Source organism: Sphingobium herbicidovorans, assembly GCF_002080435.1.
Classification (GTDB): Bacteria; Pseudomonadota; Alphaproteobacteria; order Sphingomonadales; family Sphingomonadaceae; genus Sphingobium; species Sphingobium herbicidovorans.
In genome coordinates, this window is sequence record NZ_CP020540.1 from 175,255 (window position 1) to 194,046 (window position 18,792).

Annotated in this window: 11 protein-coding genes and 2 pseudogenes; 9 read left to right on the plus strand and 4 right to left on the minus strand. The window is 62.4% G+C overall.

Features of this window, described 5'->3' with window-relative positions; translation table 11 throughout:
• Positions 1–30 precede the first annotated feature (30 nt).
• Genes B6S01_RS19920 through B6S01_RS19935 form a run of 4 tightly spaced genes read left to right on the plus strand, consistent with a single transcriptional unit; the run spans position 31 to position 4,529 of the window.
• Complete coding sequence (locus tag B6S01_RS19920) at positions 31–1,233, plus strand: CoA transferase (protein ID WP_037463671.1); 1,203 nt, start codon at positions 31–33, stop codon at positions 1,231–1,233.
• Positions 1,234–1,259: 26 nt separating this feature from the next.
• A complete protein-coding gene (locus tag B6S01_RS19925) occupies positions 1,260–2,846 on the plus strand; it encodes an acyl-CoA dehydrogenase family protein (RefSeq protein WP_037463670.1) in 1,587 nt (528 codons plus the stop codon).
• A gap of 13 nt (positions 2,847–2,859) precedes the next feature.
• On the plus strand, positions 2,860–3,717 hold the full coding sequence (locus B6S01_RS19930) for an HTD2 family dehydratase (RefSeq protein WP_037463667.1): 858 nt from the start codon (positions 2,860–2,862) through the stop codon (positions 3,715–3,717).
• 5 nt (positions 3,718–3,722) lie between these two features.
• Entirely contained in the window at positions 3,723–4,529 is an 807-nt protein-coding gene (locus B6S01_RS19935; protein ID WP_037463775.1) for an HpcH/HpaI aldolase/citrate lyase family protein, read from the plus strand.
• A 161-nt stretch (positions 4,530–4,690) separates the two neighbouring features.
• Here the strand turns inward: B6S01_RS19935 and B6S01_RS19940 are convergent, their stop codons facing one another.
• Positions 4,691–6,310, minus strand: a complete 1,620-nt coding sequence (locus B6S01_RS19940) for a GMC family oxidoreductase (RefSeq protein ID WP_037463664.1) — start codon at positions 6,308–6,310, stop codon at positions 4,691–4,693.
• Positions 6,311–6,748: 438 nt separating this feature from the next.
• Between B6S01_RS19940 and B6S01_RS19945 the strand changes: the two genes are divergently transcribed.
• Together B6S01_RS19945 and B6S01_RS21840 are read left to right on the plus strand one after the other, a co-directional pair.
• Positions 6,749–8,002: an MFS transporter gene (locus B6S01_RS19945; protein WP_081570610.1), complete on the plus strand. Its 1,254-nt coding sequence runs from the start codon at positions 6,749–6,751 to the stop codon at positions 8,000–8,002.
• Positions 8,003–8,561: 559 nt separating this feature from the next.
• Positions 8,562–8,705 (plus strand): annotated as a pseudogene (locus tag B6S01_RS21840) (IS630 family transposase); the annotation flags it as partial.
• Positions 8,706–9,135: 430 nt separating this feature from the next.
• On the opposite strand, the gene pyc reads toward B6S01_RS21840, so the two are convergent.
• Together pyc and B6S01_RS19955 are read right to left on the minus strand one after the other, a co-directional pair.
• Positions 9,136–12,582: a pyruvate carboxylase gene (pyc, locus tag B6S01_RS19950; RefSeq protein ID WP_037463658.1), complete on the minus strand. Its 3,447-nt coding sequence runs from the start codon at positions 12,580–12,582 to the stop codon at positions 9,136–9,138.
• A 43-nt stretch (positions 12,583–12,625) separates the two neighbouring features.
• Positions 12,626–13,582 (minus strand): TonB-dependent receptor, encoded by a 957-nt coding sequence (locus B6S01_RS19955; protein ID WP_051908092.1) that lies wholly within the window; start codon positions 13,580–13,582, stop codon positions 12,626–12,628.
• A 325-nt stretch (positions 13,583–13,907) separates the two neighbouring features.
• Here B6S01_RS19955 and B6S01_RS19960 point away from each other — a divergent pair, with 325 nt between their 5' ends.
• Positions 13,908–14,705 carry an IclR family transcriptional regulator gene (locus B6S01_RS19960; protein WP_231567952.1) on the plus strand — a complete coding sequence of 266 codons (798 nt, stop codon included), beginning with the start codon at positions 13,908–13,910 and terminating at the stop codon, positions 14,703–14,705.
• 215 nt (positions 14,706–14,920) lie between these two features.
• Here the strand turns inward: B6S01_RS19960 and B6S01_RS19965 are convergent, their stop codons facing one another.
• Positions 14,921–16,177: a CaiB/BaiF CoA transferase family protein gene (locus tag B6S01_RS19965; RefSeq protein WP_051908090.1), complete on the minus strand. Its 1,257-nt coding sequence runs from the start codon at positions 16,175–16,177 to the stop codon at positions 14,921–14,923.
• Positions 16,178–16,489: 312 nt separating this feature from the next.
• Between B6S01_RS19965 and istA the strand changes: the two are divergent.
• Positions 16,490–18,055 (plus strand): annotated as a pseudogene (gene istA, locus B6S01_RS19970) (IS21 family transposase).
• Complete coding sequence (istB, locus tag B6S01_RS19975) at positions 17,988–18,722, plus strand: IS21-like element helper ATPase IstB (protein ID WP_037463654.1); 735 nt, start codon at positions 17,988–17,990, stop codon at positions 18,720–18,722. The pseudogene istA and the gene istB overlap by 68 nt, the downstream one beginning before the upstream one ends.
• Positions 18,723–18,792 lie beyond the last annotated feature (70 nt).

The following is an 18,792-nucleotide window of genomic DNA, read 5'->3' on the forward strand; positions in this document are numbered from 1 at the left end:
TGTGGCTGCCCGGCTGGGAGAGAATGAGCCATGTACGACGTGCTTTCAGGTCTATCTTTGATCGAAGCTTCTTCCTTCGTCGCTTCCCCGTCTGCGGGACTTTACTGCGCGCAGATGGGCATGGAGGTCATCCGGGTCGATCAGATCGGCGGAGGTCCTGACTTTCATCGCTGGCCAGTCACTGCAAACGACGATTCGCTCTATTGGGAGAATCTCAATCGCGCCAAGAAGTCCGTTGCAATCGACCTAGCTAGGCCCGAAGGACGCGAACTGCTCCAAGCGCTGGTAAAAAAGTCTGGGCAGTTCATCACCAACTTTCCCGCTGACGGCTTCCTGTCGCATGAAGCCTTATCTGCCGATCGCGCCGACCTTGTCACGGTAAGGGTGATGGGTTGGCCCGACGGCCGCCCCGCTCTCGACTACACGGTGAATAATGCCGTCGGTTATCCGATGATGACGGGCCAAGGGCCCGAACCGGTCAACCACGTCCTGCCCGCCTGGGACCTGCTGTCCGGCGCACACGCGGCGTTCTCGTTGCTCGCGCTCATCCTGCATCGCACCGCCACCGGCAAGGGAGGCGAAGCCCGGATACCGCTTTCCGACGTCGCGATCGGGACGGTCGCCAATCTCGGGGGGCTTGCCGAAGTTCTCGCCACCGGGCAAAACCGACCTCGCCTCGGCAATGTGGTTTACGGCCTGTTCGGCAGGGACTTCGTCACCGCCGACGGCGTGCGTACAATGATTGTCGTCGTCACCCCTCGACAGTGGAAGAACCTGGTCGAGGCGCTCGCCTTGAACGAGGCCATCGCGGCGATCGAAGCCAAGCGCGGTGTCAGCTTCGCAAAGGATGACGGCACGCGCTTTTCGCACCGCGATGCGCTGTTTCCCCTGTTCGAACAGGCGATTGGTGCACGAAACCATGCCGATCTGACGGCGGCGTTGGATGCGGGCGGAGTTGTCCATTCCAGCTATCGCACGATGTTGGAGGCGGCCCAAGACCCTGCGCTCGTCGATGCTAACCCGATCTTCGGAAACGCCGAGAATCCCAGCGGGCTCATCTATCCCGCGGCCGGCGCATTCGCGACGATACCGCAGCTCGATCGCGGCGCTCCGCGGCCCGCCCCGCGAAACGGCCAGCATAGCGAAGAAATTCTCTCGAAATATCTGGGGCTAACGGGCGCCGCATTTGGCCGCCTGGTCGATAACGGCACCGTCGGCCGCAGCGACGCATAGCGCCATAATAGCTGAAAGGGTTCACGATGTTATCCATCCTCAATGCGGCCCGCACCTATCGAGACACCGCGCTGTCGGCGCTGCAGGCACGGCTGCAGGCTAACTCGATCGACCGGGAACAGCGCGCGGCTCACGGTTTTGCCTGGATCGCCACGAGCGTCGCTGCGCTGGAAGCCGTTCATGGCTGGAGCGAGCGCAACGGCGACGGCAACCGATCGGATACCCTGGTCGCGCGGCTCGCCTTTGCCGAGACACTGGGGCAATTGGTCGGCGGATTGCCGATGGGGCAGAATGAATTGTTCCGTCCCGCGGATCTCGGGCTGAGCGCAGCGGCCCGGACGTTGCACGAGGCGGCGCGCGATCTGCTGGACGAGGACCATGCGGCAACCCGCGCCGAATTGGCACAAGCGCTCGGTGAGGGCCAGTGGCCGAGCGAGAGCTTCGGCGACGCCGATCTGGATGCGATCCGCGATCAGTTCCGGAAGTTCACCGATGCCGAGATCATTCCCCATGCCCATAAGTGGCACCTGGCGAACGAGCTCATTCCCGACAGCCTGGTTCGCAGCATGGCTGACCTTGGAACATTCGGCGTGTGCATCCCTGAAGAATTCGGCGGGCTGGGCATGGGCAAGCTGGTGATGTGTCTTGTCACCGAAGAGCTGTCGCGCGGCTGGATCGGTACCGGCTCGCTGGGGACGCGATCCGAGATTGCCGGGGAGTTGATCGTCCTGGGCGGAACCGACGAACAGAAGGCACATTGGCTTCCGCTGATCGCAAGCGGTGAGATCCTGCCGACAGCAGTCTTCACGGAGCCGGACACGGGGTCCGACCTTGGCTCGCTGCAAACGCGAGCACAGCGCGATCCGCACCTCGGATGGACGATCACTGGCGCCAAGACTTGGATCACGCATGCCAGCCGTTCCGATCTGATGACCCTGTTGGCGCGCACGCTTCCCGATGAAAAGGGCTATTCGGGCCTGTCGATGTTGCTCGTGCCCAAACCGCGTGGGACCGACGCGGATCTCTTCCCCGCGCCGGGGTTGACCGGCAGCGAGATCGAAGTGCTCGGCTATCGGGGCATGCGCGAATACGCGCTGCAGTTCGATGGGATGCAGGCCCCCGCCGATGCTCTGCTCGGCGGCGCGGAAGGCCAAGGATTCAAGCAGCTGATGCGCACCTTCGAGGGTGCGCGGATACAGACTGCGGCCCGGGCGGTTGGCGTGGCCCGCCGCGCGCTCGAGCTCGGTCTGGCTTACGCACTCGACCGCAAGCAGTTTGGGCGCGCGATCGTGGGCTTTCCCCGCGTCGCCGACAAGCTCGCGATGAGCCTGGTCGATTACGTGATTACCCGCGAACTCACCTATGATGCGGCTCGCGCCAAGGATTCTGGAAAGCGCTGCGATATCGAAGCCGGCATGGCCAAACTGCTTGCCGCGCGCACGGCATGGAGCAATGCCGATGCGGCGCTCCAGATCCACGGCGGCAACGGCTATTCTCTGGAATACGAGATCAGCCGAGTGCTGTGCGATGCCCGTATCCTCAACATTTTTGAAGGCGCTGCCGAAATCCAGGCGCAGGTCATCGCACGCGGCCTGGCGAAGCCGCGCGGCTGAGAATGGAGACCGAATGATGCAATGGGATGACTGGCTGGGACGCGAAGAACGGCGCACGGACACCGTGAACTCGGAACTGGTGGTACGGTGGTGCGTGACGCTCGATCGGCCGCCTGCCGTCGACAGCCTCGCGCCGCAGGGACTGCATTGGTGCCTCGGGCTGCCCGATGCGCCCACTGCCGATCTTGGTCAGGACGGTCATCCGCGCCGGAACGCCTCTCCCGACAGCTTCCTCCCTCCCATCCCGCTGCCGCGCCGGATGTGGGCTTCGAGTTCAGTAGAATTCCTTCGCCCGTTGGAGATCGGCAAACCGATCGAACGCGTTTCGCGCATCGCTTCGATCACGCCCAAACATGGCGGTTCGGGCCAGCTCGTGTTCCTTGAAGTGGAGCATTTGACAACTTGCGACGGCCAGGCCTGCCTGCGCGAAGTCCAGTCGATCGTCTATCGCGATGCGCCGCCCGCCGGCACGGCCGCCGTGCCGCCGCGGCTAGGACCAGAGAAGTTCAATCCGGCACCTTGGGATGCGGTTCGGACCGTCACGACAAGCGAGCCGTTGCTGTTCCGCTATTCCGCCCTCACCTTTAACAGCCACCGAATCCATTACGATCTACCCTATACTACAAGCGAAGAGGGCTACCGTGGCCTGGTCGTTCACGGCCCATTGACCGCCACGCTGCTGCTCGACCTCGCCCGGCGAGAACTGGGCGAGCAATCCCTCGCGACGTTCGCGTTCCGGGGTGTCTCGCCGGCCATCTGTGGAGAGCCACTGCATCTGACGCTCCGCCGCGGCGAGTCTGGCATCGAACTGGGTGCCTTTGCCGATGACGGGCGCGCGATCATGAGCGCAACTGCGCGCAAGGAGGAGTGATCACGATGTTTGCTTCAAGCTGGCTGTTCGTGCCTGGCGACCGCCCCGACCGTTTCGGAAAGGCATGCTCGTCCGGCGCCGGTGCGGTCATTCTCGATCTCGAAGATGCGGTTGCTCCGGCCAGCAAGGCCGAGGCGCGTGCTGCCGTCCGCAAGTTTCTGGACCTGCCGCGCGATGCGAGCCGTCCAGCGATTGCCGTGCGGATGAACCCGGTCTCAACGCTCGCCGGACTGCACGATCTGGCGATGCTGGTCGAATTGGGCGATCGGCTGGACTATCTCATCGTGCCCAAGGCGGAGGAGGCCGCCGAACTCGCCCTCATCGGCAAGATGCTTGCGCCGACCATCGACCATCCAAGCATCATCGCATTGATCGAATCCGGTCGCGGGGTGGCGATGGCCTCGCAGCTAGCGGTCGCCAGTCCTCAGATGGCCGCGCTCATGTTCGGCGCTGCCGACTACGCTGCTGACCTTGGCAAGTCCGTCGCGCGCTATCGACCCGACTTCGCACGAACGACGATCGTCAACGCCGCGGCGGCGGGCGGCATCGCCGCGCTCGACTCGCCATGGTTCGATACCAAGGATGCGAGCGGACTGGCAGAGGAATGCGCCGCGTCAATGGCGCTGGGCTTCCACGCCAAGGCTGCGATCCACCCTTCCCAGATCGATGAGATCAACCGCGCCTTTTCGGTCAGCGATGCCGATAGAGATTTGGCACGCCGTTATATCGCAGCGAGCGTCGAAGGCGTGGCCTTAGTCGACGGCAAGATGGTCGACGTCGCCATGCTCAACTGGGCTCGCCGCATCGCGTGATCAGGCGCGCTGCGTCGTAGCGCGACCTTCTAATGCGTTCTCCGGATCGAGTTACACGATCGTGCGGCCGGACCGCCGCCGCGGTACGGGCATCCGGCTCGCGGCCTCATCCCCTGCGGCTCGTTGCCCCACCGGACCAGGTAACACGTAAACGGACCGTGTCATGCTGCGCGCACCATCTCCGCGCCCTTCTCGGCGATCATCATCGTCGGCGCGTTGGTGTTGCCGCTGGTCATGTCCGGAATGATCGATGCGTCGATCACGCGGATGTTCTGGAGCCCGTGGATGCGCAGGCTGGCGTCCACCACCGCAAGCGGATCGCTCACCGGCCCCATCTTGCACGTTCCGCAATAATGATAGCCGGCCAGCGCCTGCCGCCGGGCATAGGCCTTGAGGTCGTCGTCGCTCTGCACCGACGGGCCGGGCATCAGTTCCTCCGCGACATAGTCCTTGAGACTGGTCTCTCCCAGCAGCCGACGGATCAGCTTCTGCCCGCTCAGCAGGACCTCGCGATCCGTTTCGGTCGCCAGATAATTGGGCTGGATCGCCGGTGCCTCGAACAGGTCGGTAGACCTCGCCTTTACAAAGCCCGAGCTTTCCGGCCGCAGTTGCCATGCGCCCAGGGTCATACCGGGCATGTCGTCCAGCACGCCGAACAACCCCTCTTTGAAGCTGGCCGGCGTGAACGTGATCAGCATGTCGGGATCACTGAGCGCAGGATTGGACTTCCAGAAGATCCGGCCAAGCACGACGCCGATGCCCATGACGCTCGGCTTGTTGCGCAGCCAGTTGAACAACTGGCGCGCGATCTTCACCTTGCTGTGCGCGATCTGATTGAGCGACGTCGCACCCTGCACCTTGACCACGGTTCGCGGGGTGATGTGATCGCGCAAATTCTGGCCGACGCCGGACAGGGCGTGCAGGACGTCGACGCCGATGCTCTTGAGATGCTCGGGATCGCCAACACCGGATACCTGTAAAAGGCGGGGCGTGTTGATCGCCCCCGAGCATAGGATGACCTCGCGCCGGGCAGTCACGGTCTTCACCGTGGCACCCTGATCCTGCGTGTACGCTATGCCCCTGGCTGCCTTGCCTTCGAAGATCACCTTGATCGCTCGCGCATTGACGCGCAGGTCCACGCGCCCCGAGCGGCGCGCCGGATGCAGGAAGGCGCGCGCGGTGTTGATGCGCTTCCCCTTGCCGATATTATATTGATAGACACCCGCGCCTGCCTGGATTGCGCCATTATAGTCGGAATTGTGCGGAATGCCGAGTTCGCCCGCAGCCTTGATGAAGGCGTCGACCAGATCATTCTGCCAATTGAGCGCGACGATCGGCAACTTGCCCTCATGGCCACGGAATTTCGGGTCGCCTTTGTCGATGTTGCGCTCGGTCTTGCGGAAATAGGGCAGGATGTCGTTATAGCCCCACCCCGGATTGCCCAACTGAGCCCATTTATCGAAGTCCGCTGCTTGGCCGCGGGTATAGATCATCCCATTGATCGCCATGGACCCACCGACGACGCGGCCCTGGATCGCCGGAATAGACCGTCCATCCAGCCCGTGGCACGGCTCCGACATGAAACTCCAGGTCGACCTGGGATTGAAGATCAACTTGATGAAGCCGGGCGGAAAACCGATATTGGGGTCGGTGTCAGCCGGCCCGGCTTCCAAAATGCAGACAGTCACCCCCGGCGTCTCGGCGAGACGCGCAGCCACTAGCGATCCCGCTGTACCCGCGCCGACGATCACATAGTCGAATTCGTCCGCCGCAGCGCTCATCTCGAGCCTCCTGAATTGTACGTGTCTTCCCGGTTTCAGTTCTTGCGGCCGATCACGAGCTTCTGCGATACCGACGCCTCCTGCCGGATCCTCATCGACCCTCCGCTGACATAAATCTACGCCAGCCGGCATCTGTGTGCCCAGTTGACGGCGGCGGCCGAGGCACTCAATCGGATCAAACAAGCTATTTCGGCATCTGAGGTCGGATGCATTGCAAATTTATTCAAAATTATGATTGATCATCTTTTCAGTGACGCAAGGCCAGCGCATAGCTCCTGGTCGATCCAGAATGATAACGCTTTAGTGAAAACAAGGTTGGTCTTTACTCCGACATACGAATGCCAAACACGATCGGGAGATAACTGGCCGCAGGTTATCACGGATCATTGAGGCGCAGAGTTTGACTGAATCCAATCGATTCGCCAAGGAACATTTAATATGGCCAACCAGGGACATGAAGACGTAAGAAACTCGAGCCCTCCGGAGTGGCGGGAAGGTTGGAAGGTCGTTCTGGCATCGACCATCGGTTACGGCTGTTGCATGCCCTTGTTCGGCGTCTCCACCGGCCTGTTCATCGAGCCATTTCAACGCGAGTTTGGCTGGACGGTCAGCCAGGCCGCATTCGCGCCCAATACTACGATGATTGTTGCGTTGCTTACGCCGTTCGCGGGGGGAATCATCGACCGGGTCGGCGCCAGGCGCGTAGCGATCTTCGGCGCTCTCTTTTTCATGCTCTTCTACCTGGCAATGAGTATCTTGCCGATGACATTGGCGACCATTTATCTGGTCACGATCGTTGTGGGATTGCTGGGAGCATCAGGAGGGCCGACAGCTTTCCTACGCGGAGTGGCAAGCTGGTTCGACCGACATACCGCTACAGCCTTCGGTATAACCTCGAGTGGGACGTCCATCGCAGGTTTAGTCGCACTTCCGCTCGTTGGGGCTGCTATCCAATATTGGGGATGGCGAGCGGGATTTCTCGTTATGGCAGCGATAGCTGCTTTCGTGATGCTTCCTCTGATACTGGCTTTCTTTCGCGAGAAGCCCAACGTCACACCTTCGGATGAGACGCGCGAAGTCGTCAGCGAACCTGCTGCATCACTTAAGGGTGTGCTTTCCGACCCCCGATTCTGGTGGTTGATGCTTTTCGTCAGTTCGGCTTCACTGGCAATGGGCGTGTACCTCTACCACATGCAGCCGATATTGCGGCAGGTGGGTCTTACGGCCCTGGGCGCAGCCGCTCTGGGGACTGTCTACGTCGTGGCGATCGGGGTCGGTCGTGCCAGTGCGGGTCTGCTGATAGACCGCTTCTCGCCCTACGCCGTGACGTTCGTCATGATAGGCGTGGGCGCGGTCGGCGCCTTCCTTTTGCTCCACTTGCAGCTGGAGGATTATTGGCTGCTCGTAGCGTGCGTCGCTGCAATCGGCCTGACATATGGCGCCGAAGTCGATTTTGGCGCATATTTCAGCCTGCGGCTCTTTGGTCTGACCAATTTTGGGAAAGTGTTTGGCATAACCATGATGGTCACCGGGGTCAGCACCTCGCTTGGCGGCATGGGCGCTTCGCAACTCGTCGATCGGTTCGGGAGCTACATTCTCGCGGTTCAGCTTTCCGCCGGTTTGTTCGCATTGTCGGCTGCAACGATCTTGATGCTGCGGTTAGCAGACCTCCGGCGAACGACACAACCCTGATCCGGACCGTGACGATCCTGCCCGTGACCTACTACTCGCTACATTGTTGCCCATGCAACTGCCTCAGCCGGTGAGGGGGAGCCATCCACCATTTCGATTGGCGAACAGATCTTGGGGTGTCCCTTATTATGACAATCTCGTTGATGTTTCTGTGAGCAGGGCGCACAGCGGAGTGAAGTCTTCGCTGGCTCAAGCAAGCGTTGTGAATGGCCACCTGAGGTTTAGGCTGCGATTGTCGCGCAGTGCTATTCTGACTGCGGAGCGTCAGCGCCGTGGCGCGACTGCATGGGCTTAATCCCTCAAAAGTCTACTCCTGACGACTGGATTTTCGCGATCGGCTCGAAGTTGACCGCGTGCCTCTTGCTAACTTCAAGGCCGCATAAAGCTTCAATCGTACGGTCATAGTCGAGGTGGCTGCACCGCCAGATTCTTCGCCCGTTCGTCTAGCCCGCAAGCATCGCCGTTCGAAGGGGAGTGCGGCCGAGTTTGAGATCGACCGTCTGTCGGTGAGCATCGGCCGAGGCGCAGATGCCGGCGTGACCTGCGATACATCAACCTGCTGCCGCCGCGATGTCCCGAGGTCGATCCCGTCGAAAACGTCTGGCAGTTCATGCGCCACAACTGGCTTTCCAACAAGGGTTGCAAATCTTACGACGACATCGTCGACCACTGCTGCTTTGCATGGAACAAAGTCGTCGGCTAACCATGGCGCTTGATGTCCATCGGCATCCGGCAATGGACCCATGGGTCATGATTAATGCACGTTGGTATCAGTATCCAAGACGGCGTAATACCCCTGCCGGCGGTACAACTTTGCGCCTTGCTGGACAGTCTAGACTGCCCCCGGGTGCATGGCGGGCGCCGACCGATGCGTCCCAGATTGCCGGCTGACGGCGCTCTCCCCTCTGATTCAATAGCAGCATGCTCATGGAAGCGGACTTTCCCGAAGATGGTGGAGCGCTACGTGCGGCAGATTGCACATCCTAGCGCAGAACCCCGACACCCCGCTCGGGGCGAACTTCGTGCACACGGCCTTCACGGCGAAGCCGCTGTCACGGTAACGAAACCGCCGCAGAAGCTGAGCCTGCGCAGCATGTCGACAGCCGAGCCAATCTCCTCGGAATTGCACTGGATCAGCCCAATACCAGCAGCAAGTCCTTCGCGTCGACCGATTGCCCGGCGCGCACCACCAGTTCGCCGACGATCCCATCGCGCGGGGCGAGGATGGCGGTTTCCATCTTCATCGCCTCGAGGGTGAGCAGCAGCTCGCCGACCGACACTTTCTGGCCCTGCCGCACGCCGAGCGCGCTGACCACACCGGGCATCGGCGCCGCGATCTGGTTTTCGTCCGCGCAATCGGCGACGCGGCGGCTGGCCTTTCTAGGGCCATGACGACGGTCGGCCACCGCGACCACCCGGGGCTGTCCGTTGAGTTCGAAGAACAGGCGGACCATGCCGTCTTCCTCAACCTCGCCGATCGCTGTCAGTTGGATCACCAAAGTCTTGCCCTGTTCGATCGTGATGTTGGCCTCTTCGCCCGGCTGCATGCCATAGAAGAAGATCGGGGTAGGCAGCGCGGAGACCGGCCCGAACCGCCGCCGCGCCTCGGCGAAGGCGGTGAACACCTTGGGATACATCAGATAGCTGGCGAAGTCGGCATCGCTTAAGCTGCGATCACACTGCGCCTCCGCTTCCGCTCGGCTCGCCGCGAGGTCCTGCTCGCCGAGCTGGCTGGCCGGCCGCACGGTAATCGGCGACGCCTCGCCGAGCACGCGCTCCTGCAAAGCCTTCGGCCACCCACCCGGCGGCTGACCGAGGTCACCCCGTAGCATCTCGATGACCGAGGACGGGAAAGCGATGTCCTTGGCCGGGTCGAGCACATCCTCTGGGGTCAGATCCTGCGCGACCATCATCAGCGCCATATCGCCGACGACCTTCGATGAGGGCGTGACCTTGACGATGTCGCCGAACAGCAGATTGGCGTCGTGGTACGCCTTGGCCACTTCGTGCCAGCGCGTATCGAGCCCGAGGCTGCGCGCCTGCTCCTTGAGATTGGTGAACTGTCCGCCGGGCATTTCGTGGAAGTAAACCTCCGAGGCGCCCGAGCGCAGGTCGCTCTCGAAGGCCGCGTACTGGCTGCGCACCGCCTCCCAGTAGAAGCTGATCTGGCGGAATGCGTGGGCGGCAATGCCGGTGTCCCGCTCGGTGTGCTTCACGCCTTCGACCAGAGCTCCGAGGCAGGGCTGAGAAGTGGTGCCGCTCATCGCGTCCATCGCCGCGTCGATGCTGTCGGCACCGGCGTCGATCGCGGCCAGCAGCGTCGCTGCGCCCATGCCCGAGGTGTCATGGGTGTGGAGGGCAATCGGCAGGTCGGTAACCTCGCGCAGCGCCTTGAACAGGACCGTGGCAGCCGCAGGCTTGAGCAAGCCGGCCATGTCCTTGACTGCCAGCATCTGGCACCCGGCGGCTTCAAGCTGGCGGGCGAGATTGACGTAGTAGTCGAGGCTGTACTTGGGCCGGCTCGGGTCGATGATATTGCCGGTGTAGCACAGCGCGCCCTGGGCGATCTTGCCGCTGTCCACCACGGCATCGATGGCGACGCGCATGTTTTCGACCCAGTTTAGGCAGTCGAACACGCGGAACACGTCGATTCCCTTGGCCGCCTCGGCGATGAAGTGGCGCACGACATTGTCGGGGTAGTTGGTGTAGCCCACGCCGTTCGCGCCGCGCAGCAGCATCTGGGTAAGCAGGTTAGGCGCGGCTTCGCGGATCGCGTAGAGGCGCTCCCACGGATCCTCGGACAGGAAGCGCATGGCAACGTCGAATGTCGCCCCACCCCAGCATTCGAGGCTCAGCAGTTGGGGCACGAGGCGCGCATAAGCCGGCGCGATCGCAACCATGTCGGCCGTGCGCATGCGGGTGGCGAGGAGCGACTGGTGGGCATCGCGCATCGTCGTATCCGTGAGCAGCGGGCGCTCCTGCGCGCGGACCCAGCGCGACAAACCCCAGGCGCCCTCGCGTTCGAGGATCTGCCGGGTGCCGTCGGGCACGGGGCCGGAAACCGCCGGAACCTTCGGCGGCTTGGCATGTGCCGGCGGCTTGTTGCGGCCCTTCACGTCCGGGTGACCGTTGACGGTGACATCGGCGATGTAGGTCAGCAGCCGGGTGGCCCGGTCGCGCTTGCGGCCGAGCGTCATCAGGCCCGGGGTCTCGTCGATGAACCGGGTGGTGTAGCGGTTGGCCAAGAACTCCGGGTGGGTCAGCACGTTCTCGAGAAACGGCAGGTTGGTGGCCACGCCACGAATGCGGTATTCCCGCAAGGAGCGCACCATCCGCGCTACGACTTCGTGCGGCGTCGGTGCCCAGGCGGTCACCTTCTCGAGCAGCGGATCGTAGTGACGGGTGACCACCGCGCCGGCGTAGGCCGTGCCGCCGTCCACTCGCACGCCATAGCCGAAAGCGCCGCGATACGCGGTGATCCTGCCGTAGTCGGGAATGAAGTTGTTGGCAGGGTCCTCGGTGGTGATCCGGCACTGGAGGGCGTGTCCGGACAAAGCGATTCCGGACTGAGGCGGCACCCCGGTCTCCGCGGCGACACCGAGCCGGCCACCTTCCGCGATCCGGATCTGCGCCTTCACGACGTCAATGCCGGTGACCATCTCGGTCACGGTGTGCTCGACCTGGATGCGCGGATTGACCTCGATGAAGTAGAAGGCCCCATCAGCCTCATCCATCAGGAACTCGACCGTGCCGGCTCCCACGTAGTTCGTGGCCGCGCCGATCTTGAGTGCCGCCTCGCACAGCGCCTGCCTCGCGGACTCGTCGAGATAAGGCGCCGGCGCCCGTTCGATCACCTTCTGGTTGCGCCGTTGGATCGAGCAATCGCGTTCGAACAAGTGGAACAGGTTGCCGTGGCTGTCGCCGAGCAGCTGAACCTCGACATGGCGGGCCCGGCGGATCAGTTTCTCGAGATAGACCTCGTCACGACCGAACGCAGCCTTCGCCTCGCGCTTTCCTGAGCGCACGGCCTCGATCAGGCCCGCTTCGTCCTCGATCGGCCGCATGCCGCGACCGCCGCCGCCCCAGCTGGCCTTGAGCATCAGGGGATAGCCAATCTCACGGGCGATTTGGCGGATCGCTTCGTCGTCGTCCGGCAAAGGATCGGAGGCGGGGACGACGCGCACGTGGGCTGCGATCGCGATCTTCCGGGCTGACACCTTGTCGCCAAGCTGCCGCATCGTCTCGGGTCTAGGCCCGATGAAGAGCAGCCCGGCCGCGGCGCAGGCCTCGGCGAAGTCGGGGTTCTCCGATAGGAAGCCGTAGCCGGGATGAATCGCATCCACCTTGGCCCGCTTCGCGATATCGATAATCCGCGCCCCATCGAGATAAGCCGCGATCGGGCCGGCACACTCACCGAGATGATAGGCCTCGTCAGCCTTGAACCGGTGGAGCGACAGCTTGTCTTCCTCGGCAAAGACCGCGACAGTCTGGATGCCGAGCTCGGTTGCCGCGCGGAAGACGCGGATCGCAATCTCGCTGCGATTGGCAACGAGGATTCGGCCAATTGAATTTGCTGACATCCCTCAGGTACTCCAAAATCTGCTCTGACGTTCCTGCGCCGCACTAGCTCAGGGTAGTGCGCCCCAAAGTTAAATGTGATGTCATCGCTATCTTTCTTGTGTATCGGCGGTTCGCAATATCATAGTTCATGGAATAGCGTGGATCGAAGGTCATGTTGACCTCCCACGGCTCGCGCAGGTTAATGTGGTCGGCGCTCAGCGTGAACCGCATGGTATCATTTGGCTGAAACAGCAATTTGCCGCGGATCGTCTCACGGTGATTCTTGCCGGCCTTCTTGTTGCCCGTGGTGATGTTGGTGATGTAGCCGTCGCTGTTCCGGAACTGGCCCGCGGCGCTGAATGCCACGGTGTCGGAGATCGGTCCGGACAGATAGAGCTGGCCGCGTGACGTGTTGAAATTGCCGTAGGACAGCGATCCTTTCGCGCTCCATTCAAAGCTGGGCCTCTTGGTCGTGACAAGGATTGCGCTGCCCGTCGCATTTCGACCGTAGAGCGTGCCCTGTGGCCCTTTCAGCACCTGGATTTGATCGACATCGACGAAATCGAAGTCATAGGAATCCTGCGCGGTGACATAAACGCCATCGATATAGAGCGCGATGTTCGAGGGATTGCTGACGCCACTGATCGTTGTGCTGACACCGCGAAGCAACGGCTCGCTGAACGCGCCCAGCGTCTGAATGGTGAGGCCCGGCGTGACCGCGGCCAGTTCCATCGTCGACTTGATTCCTGCCGCCTCAAGGCGTTGGGGCGTAAGTACCGCGACCGAGAGGGGGATATCGATCAGCTGTTCGGGGCGGCGCTGAGCCGTCACCACGATATCGTCTTCCGACTGGGACGTCACGGAAGCAGCCGGCGCATCGGATTGCGCGGTATCGCTTGAAACCGGCGGTGTTGCTGTATTGTCCGCCGCGGTCTGTGCCTGTGCGGTTCCGCCTCCGATGCCGGCGAGCAGCACAACGGCGCTAGCGCCGGCGCTCATCCAATTCTTTTTCATGCTCATCCTCCCAGATCGCTTATTTTTCAAGCAGCATCGATGATCGAAGCGCAAATTCACTTCTGTCGCTGGATAGGCGCGCTTCGCTGCGCGGGAGGACCGTCTCGCGAGCAGTGCGCGCGAACGGTGGATGCATTTCCGACTCGTCCTGCGCAACAAATCGCGATCGATACTTCACAACGACCCTCTCCCTGGTGCCAGAGTGCTTTCGACGCATCGCGCATTCTGCCAGGCTTGTCAATTTCTGTGGATCATTATGCACATATAGGAATTTGACAGTGGCGTGCATATGCGCTGAAGGGCCGAGCGGGAGATTAGGGCGACAATGGCGATGGGAGCACGGACGTCAGTGGAGAATAAGGGCGAAGCGCAAGAGAACGCGAGCGCACCCAGTTCGCGCGCGATCAGCGCGACAATCGCGATCCTTCGCCTGCTAGCCGGCGAAGATCAGTCGGTTGGAGCAAAGGCAATTGCCGATCGGCTGGGATTGCCGACGAGCACCTGCTTCAAGGTACTGAAGCTCCTTGCGGCCGAAGAGCTGGTGGATTTCAACCCGATCACCAAAGGCTATGTTCTAGGGGGCGGGACAGTTTCGCTTGCCCGGCGCGCGTTGGATCCGATGAATGCCTTCGCCTTGATGCGCGATGAGCTCGAACGGATTGCCCATGATCGCGGTGCCTCGGTGACGCTCTGGCGCGCAATGCCACGCTGCCGGGCGATGATGGTCGGAGCGGCCGAGGCTAGCATGCACGTGCGGGTCCATTTTCCGATCGGCCAGCGCATCCCTTTGTTCGTAGGAGCGATGGGCATTGCCTTCGCCGCCTACACCGACATTGCTCTCGATGAGTTACGAGAGGAATTCTCTCGAATCCGCTGGCATGTCGCTCCATCCTTCAGCGACTATCGTGCCGGGATAGAGCATGTCCGACGCCACGGGTTCTCGGTAGATCGGGAGAATTACGCCAAAGGCATGTTTACGGTCGGCGTACCGATCGGCAATCGGATCGGGCACATGCGCTACGTCCTGTCCGGCACAATGGTCTATAGCGATCGCGTCGAGGAAGATGCCAAGCTGGTGGCCCGCGATCTGCTGGACGTTGCGCAACGATTCGCCGCCCACCTCGGTTGACAGGGTGGCACTTGGCCGCCTGCGACTTCGGACGCGCTCGATGATGATAGCAGGCGCCGTGCCGCCAGCGGCGCACATTATCACCAATCCGAGCTTGAGTCGCGGCGCTCGAGCGATTTGAGAAGCGTTCCGATGAGATCGCCCAGTCGTCGCGATCCGGCTGGCCGAGCGCGAGGCCTCCCGCGCAAGGTCGAGCAGTGTCCCACGCCGCCCTGCTAGATCACGCCCTCGTTTCGTAGCAGGTCGATGTCGGCCTGGTCCAGCCCGAGCCGGCCGCCAAGAACTTGTGTATTAGCGTCGCCGGGCATGCGGCCCGCGTGACGCACCTCTCCGGGGGTGCGTGATAACTTGGGCACGACCCCCGTCATGCGGAACGGACCGAGTTCCGGATCGTCCACGCTTACGACCATCTCGCGCTCGGCGAGATGCTCGTTGCGGGTAATGGTGGCTGCGTCCCAAACCGGCGTGCCAACCGCGCCGGCCTCGTCGAACAGCTGATCGACCTCCGCAAGAGTCCGCTCGGCCATCCAGGCGGCGACATGGGCGTTGAAGCGTTCACGATTGCGGTCGGTATCGGCCACGGTTCCCAGATCGGGATCGCCTTCAAGGCCGACCAGGCGGATATAGGCGGCCTGGGTGCGCGGCGTTGCGTTAGAAACAGAGAAATAGCCGCCGTCCCGAGTCCGATAGACGTTGACCGTCGGCATGCCGGGGGTTTCGCTGCCCATGCGCGCTAGGATGCGGCCGGTCTGGTCAAAGACCGGGATCTGCTGTTCAAGCATGCGCATCAGCGCCTCGTTCAGGGCGACGTCCACGACCTGTCCAACGCCGTCTCGCTCGGACGCCCGCAGGGCGAGCATTACGCCGAACGCCGCCCAGATCGCGGCGGCGGTGTCCCCAAGCGAGGCGGCGCTGTGGCTGGGAGGTCCTTCGGCCGTGCCGTTCAGCTGCGCAAAACCCGAACCGGCCTCCCCCGTCCGGCCATAGCCACGCCGGGTGCGGAAAGGACCGGTCTGTCCCCAGCCGCTGACCCGACCGATCACCAGCCGTTCGTTGACCTCCGCCAGAAGCCGATCCCGTGCGAAGCCCAGCCGCTCCAGCACGCCCGGTCGAAAGTTCTCCAGGAGTACGTCGGCTTTCGCGAGCACCTGCTCCAGCAACTCGCACCCGCGTGGGCTCTTCAGGTTGAGCGTGATGGGAAGCTTGTTGCGATCAAGCGACTTGGCCCACAGGCCCACGCCATTCTTGGGATAGACCTTGCGCAAGGGGTCAAGACTGGCGGGGTTCTCCACCTTGATGACGGTTGCGCCGAAATCCGCGAGGATGCTGGCCACCATCGGTCCAGCCACGATGTGGCCGATGTCGATCACCAGCACGCCGGTCAGCGGCCCCAGATCGGTCCTGTCAATCTTGTGGATCAGCATGTCGGCGACGTTCATATCGTCATCGTCCTTGTAGGCTGGATTGTTCATCACCTAGCTTGCCGCGCGGAATCTGCCGAGAAAATCAACCGCGCGAGTCGATGCAGACGCATACATCTAGGCTGTGCGACGGGATGCGCGATGCATCATCAAAATGAATATCGAGAAGCAAGTCGCCAGAAGAGCAAAAGCCATTGACGAGTTGAAGGTGCCAGTCAGATCCCGGAGGAAGCCCACGATGATCGGAGTCTGTGAATAAGCCTGCAATGTTGACCCCGTTTTTGGGGTGATAGGCGTCCAAAGTTGACCCCCTGAACGATAGCGGTTCACGCTCTTGCACTTTGCTGCGGGAGCGGGTGGGAGATGCTGATCGTGGAGACGGTAGCGCGCATCCGGTGCGAGTTTTTCGTTAAGGGCAAGTCGATCAAGGAGATTGTGTGAGACCTTGGCGTGTCGCGGAACACGGTTCGCAAGGTGCTGCGCTCGGGCGAGACGGCTTTCACGTACGAACGCAGCGTGCAGCCCTTGCCGAAGTTGGGTCCTTGGGCTTCGGATCTGAACAGGCTTCTGGAGGCGAACGACCGCAAGGCCCGGCGCGAGCGGCTGACGATGATCAGGTTGTTCGAGGAGTTGCAGGGTCTTGGCTATCGTGGCGGCTATGACGCGGTCCGACGGTACGCGGCAAACTGGCATCGCGAGCGCTCAGCGGTGACGGCGGCGGCCTATGTGCCGCTGAGCTTCGCACCTGGTGAAGCTTACCAGTTCGACTGGAGCCATGAGATCGTCGTCATTGCCGGGGCGACGACCACCGTGAAGGTCGCGCACATGCGGCTTTGTCATAGCCGGATGTTCTACGTGCGCGCCTATCCGCGCGAGAGCCAGGAGATGGTCTTCGATGCGCACGACAAGGCGTTTGCCTTTTTCGGCGGGGCCTGCCAGCGCGGCATCTACGACAACATGAAGACGGCGGTCGATGCGATCTTTGCCGGTCGCGAGCGCCAGTATAACCGCCGCTTCCAACAGATGTGCGGACATTATCTGGTCGAGCCAGTTGCCTGCACGCCAGCATCGGGGTGGGAGAAAGGCCAGGTCGAGAATCAGGTTGGCCTGGTGCGTGAACGCTTCTTCACGCCCCGGCTGCGCTTCAAGAGCTACGCCGAGATGAACGCATGGCTTGAGGATCGCTGCGTGGCGCGGTCGAAGCATGCCGCACATCCCGAGTTGAAGGACCGGACGGTGTGGGAGGTGTTCGAGACCGCGGATCGTCCCGCCCTGATCGCCTATCGCGGGCCCTTCGACGGCTTCCACGCTCTGCCCGCGTCGGTATCGAAGACGCTGCTGGTGCGGTTCGACTATAACAAATACTCAGTGCATGCGTCAGCGGCGGGACGGCCGGTAGATATCCATGCCTATGCCGACCGTATCATCATCCGGCAGGAAGGCGAGATAGTCGGCGAGCATGTCCGCCGGTTCGGCCGTGAGCAGACGATCTATGATCCCTGGCATTACGTCCCTGTGCTGGCGAGAAAGCCCGGCGCGCTGCGTAACGGCGCGCCCTTCAAGGACTGGTCGCTTCCGCCGGCAATCGAGCGGGTACGCCGCCGCCTTGGCGGCCATGCTGATGGCGACCGCCAGATGGTCGGCATCCTGACGGCGGTCCTGAGCGACGGGCTCGATGCCGTGGAAGCCGCCTGCGCCGAGGCGCTGATCGGCGGCACCGTCAGCCGCGACGTCGTGCTCAACATCCTGCCCCGTCAGCGCCAGCCATCGGCGCCGCTGACCATCGCTACGCCCGAGGCGCTCCGGCTCCATCACGAGCCCGTCGCCGACTGCGCCCGTTACGATAGCCTGAGGAGGTTCTATGGAACGCCACGAGATCCTGGAGATGATGGGGACGCTCAAGCTCGCGGGCATGCGGCACGCCTATGATGAGGTGATCGCCGATGCGGTAAAGCGACAACATGGCCCAAGCCGCGTGGTCGGCGATCTGCTGAAGGCCGAGATCGATGAGAAGCAGGCGCGCTCGATCAAATATCAGATGACGATCGCCAAGCTGCCGCTGGCCAGGGAAATTACGGCGTTCGATTTTGCCGACACGCCGATCAACGAGGGGCTGGTTCGCGATCTGGCCACCGGCGCTTTCCTGGCCAACCAGCGCAATGCCGTGCTGGTCGGAGGAACCGGGACCGGAAAAACCCATCTTGCCATTGCGATCGGGCGCTCGTGCGTACGCGTCGGCGCCAGGGTCAGATATTATAACACCATCGACCTGGTGAACCGGCTCGAAGCTGAAACCCGCGCAGGAAAAGCGGGGCGCATTGCCGATCATCTGTCCCGGCTCGACCTGGTGATCCTCGACGAGCTCGGCTATCTGCCGTTCGCGCTGTCTGGCGGCCAGTTGCTGTTCCACCTGGTCAGCCGACTCTACGAGCAGACCTCGATCATGGTGACCACCAACCTCGCGTTCGGCGAATGGCCCTCGGTGTTCGGCGACGCCAAGATGACCACCGCGCTGCTCGACCGGCTGACGCACCATTGCGATATCATCGAAACCGGCAACGAGAGCTGGCGCTTCAAGAACCGCGAAGCTGCTTAATAGCCCAAGAGAAACGCCATCGGCATGGGGGTGAGCCGGCTCCGGGCTACGCCCTCTGCCGCCTCACCCC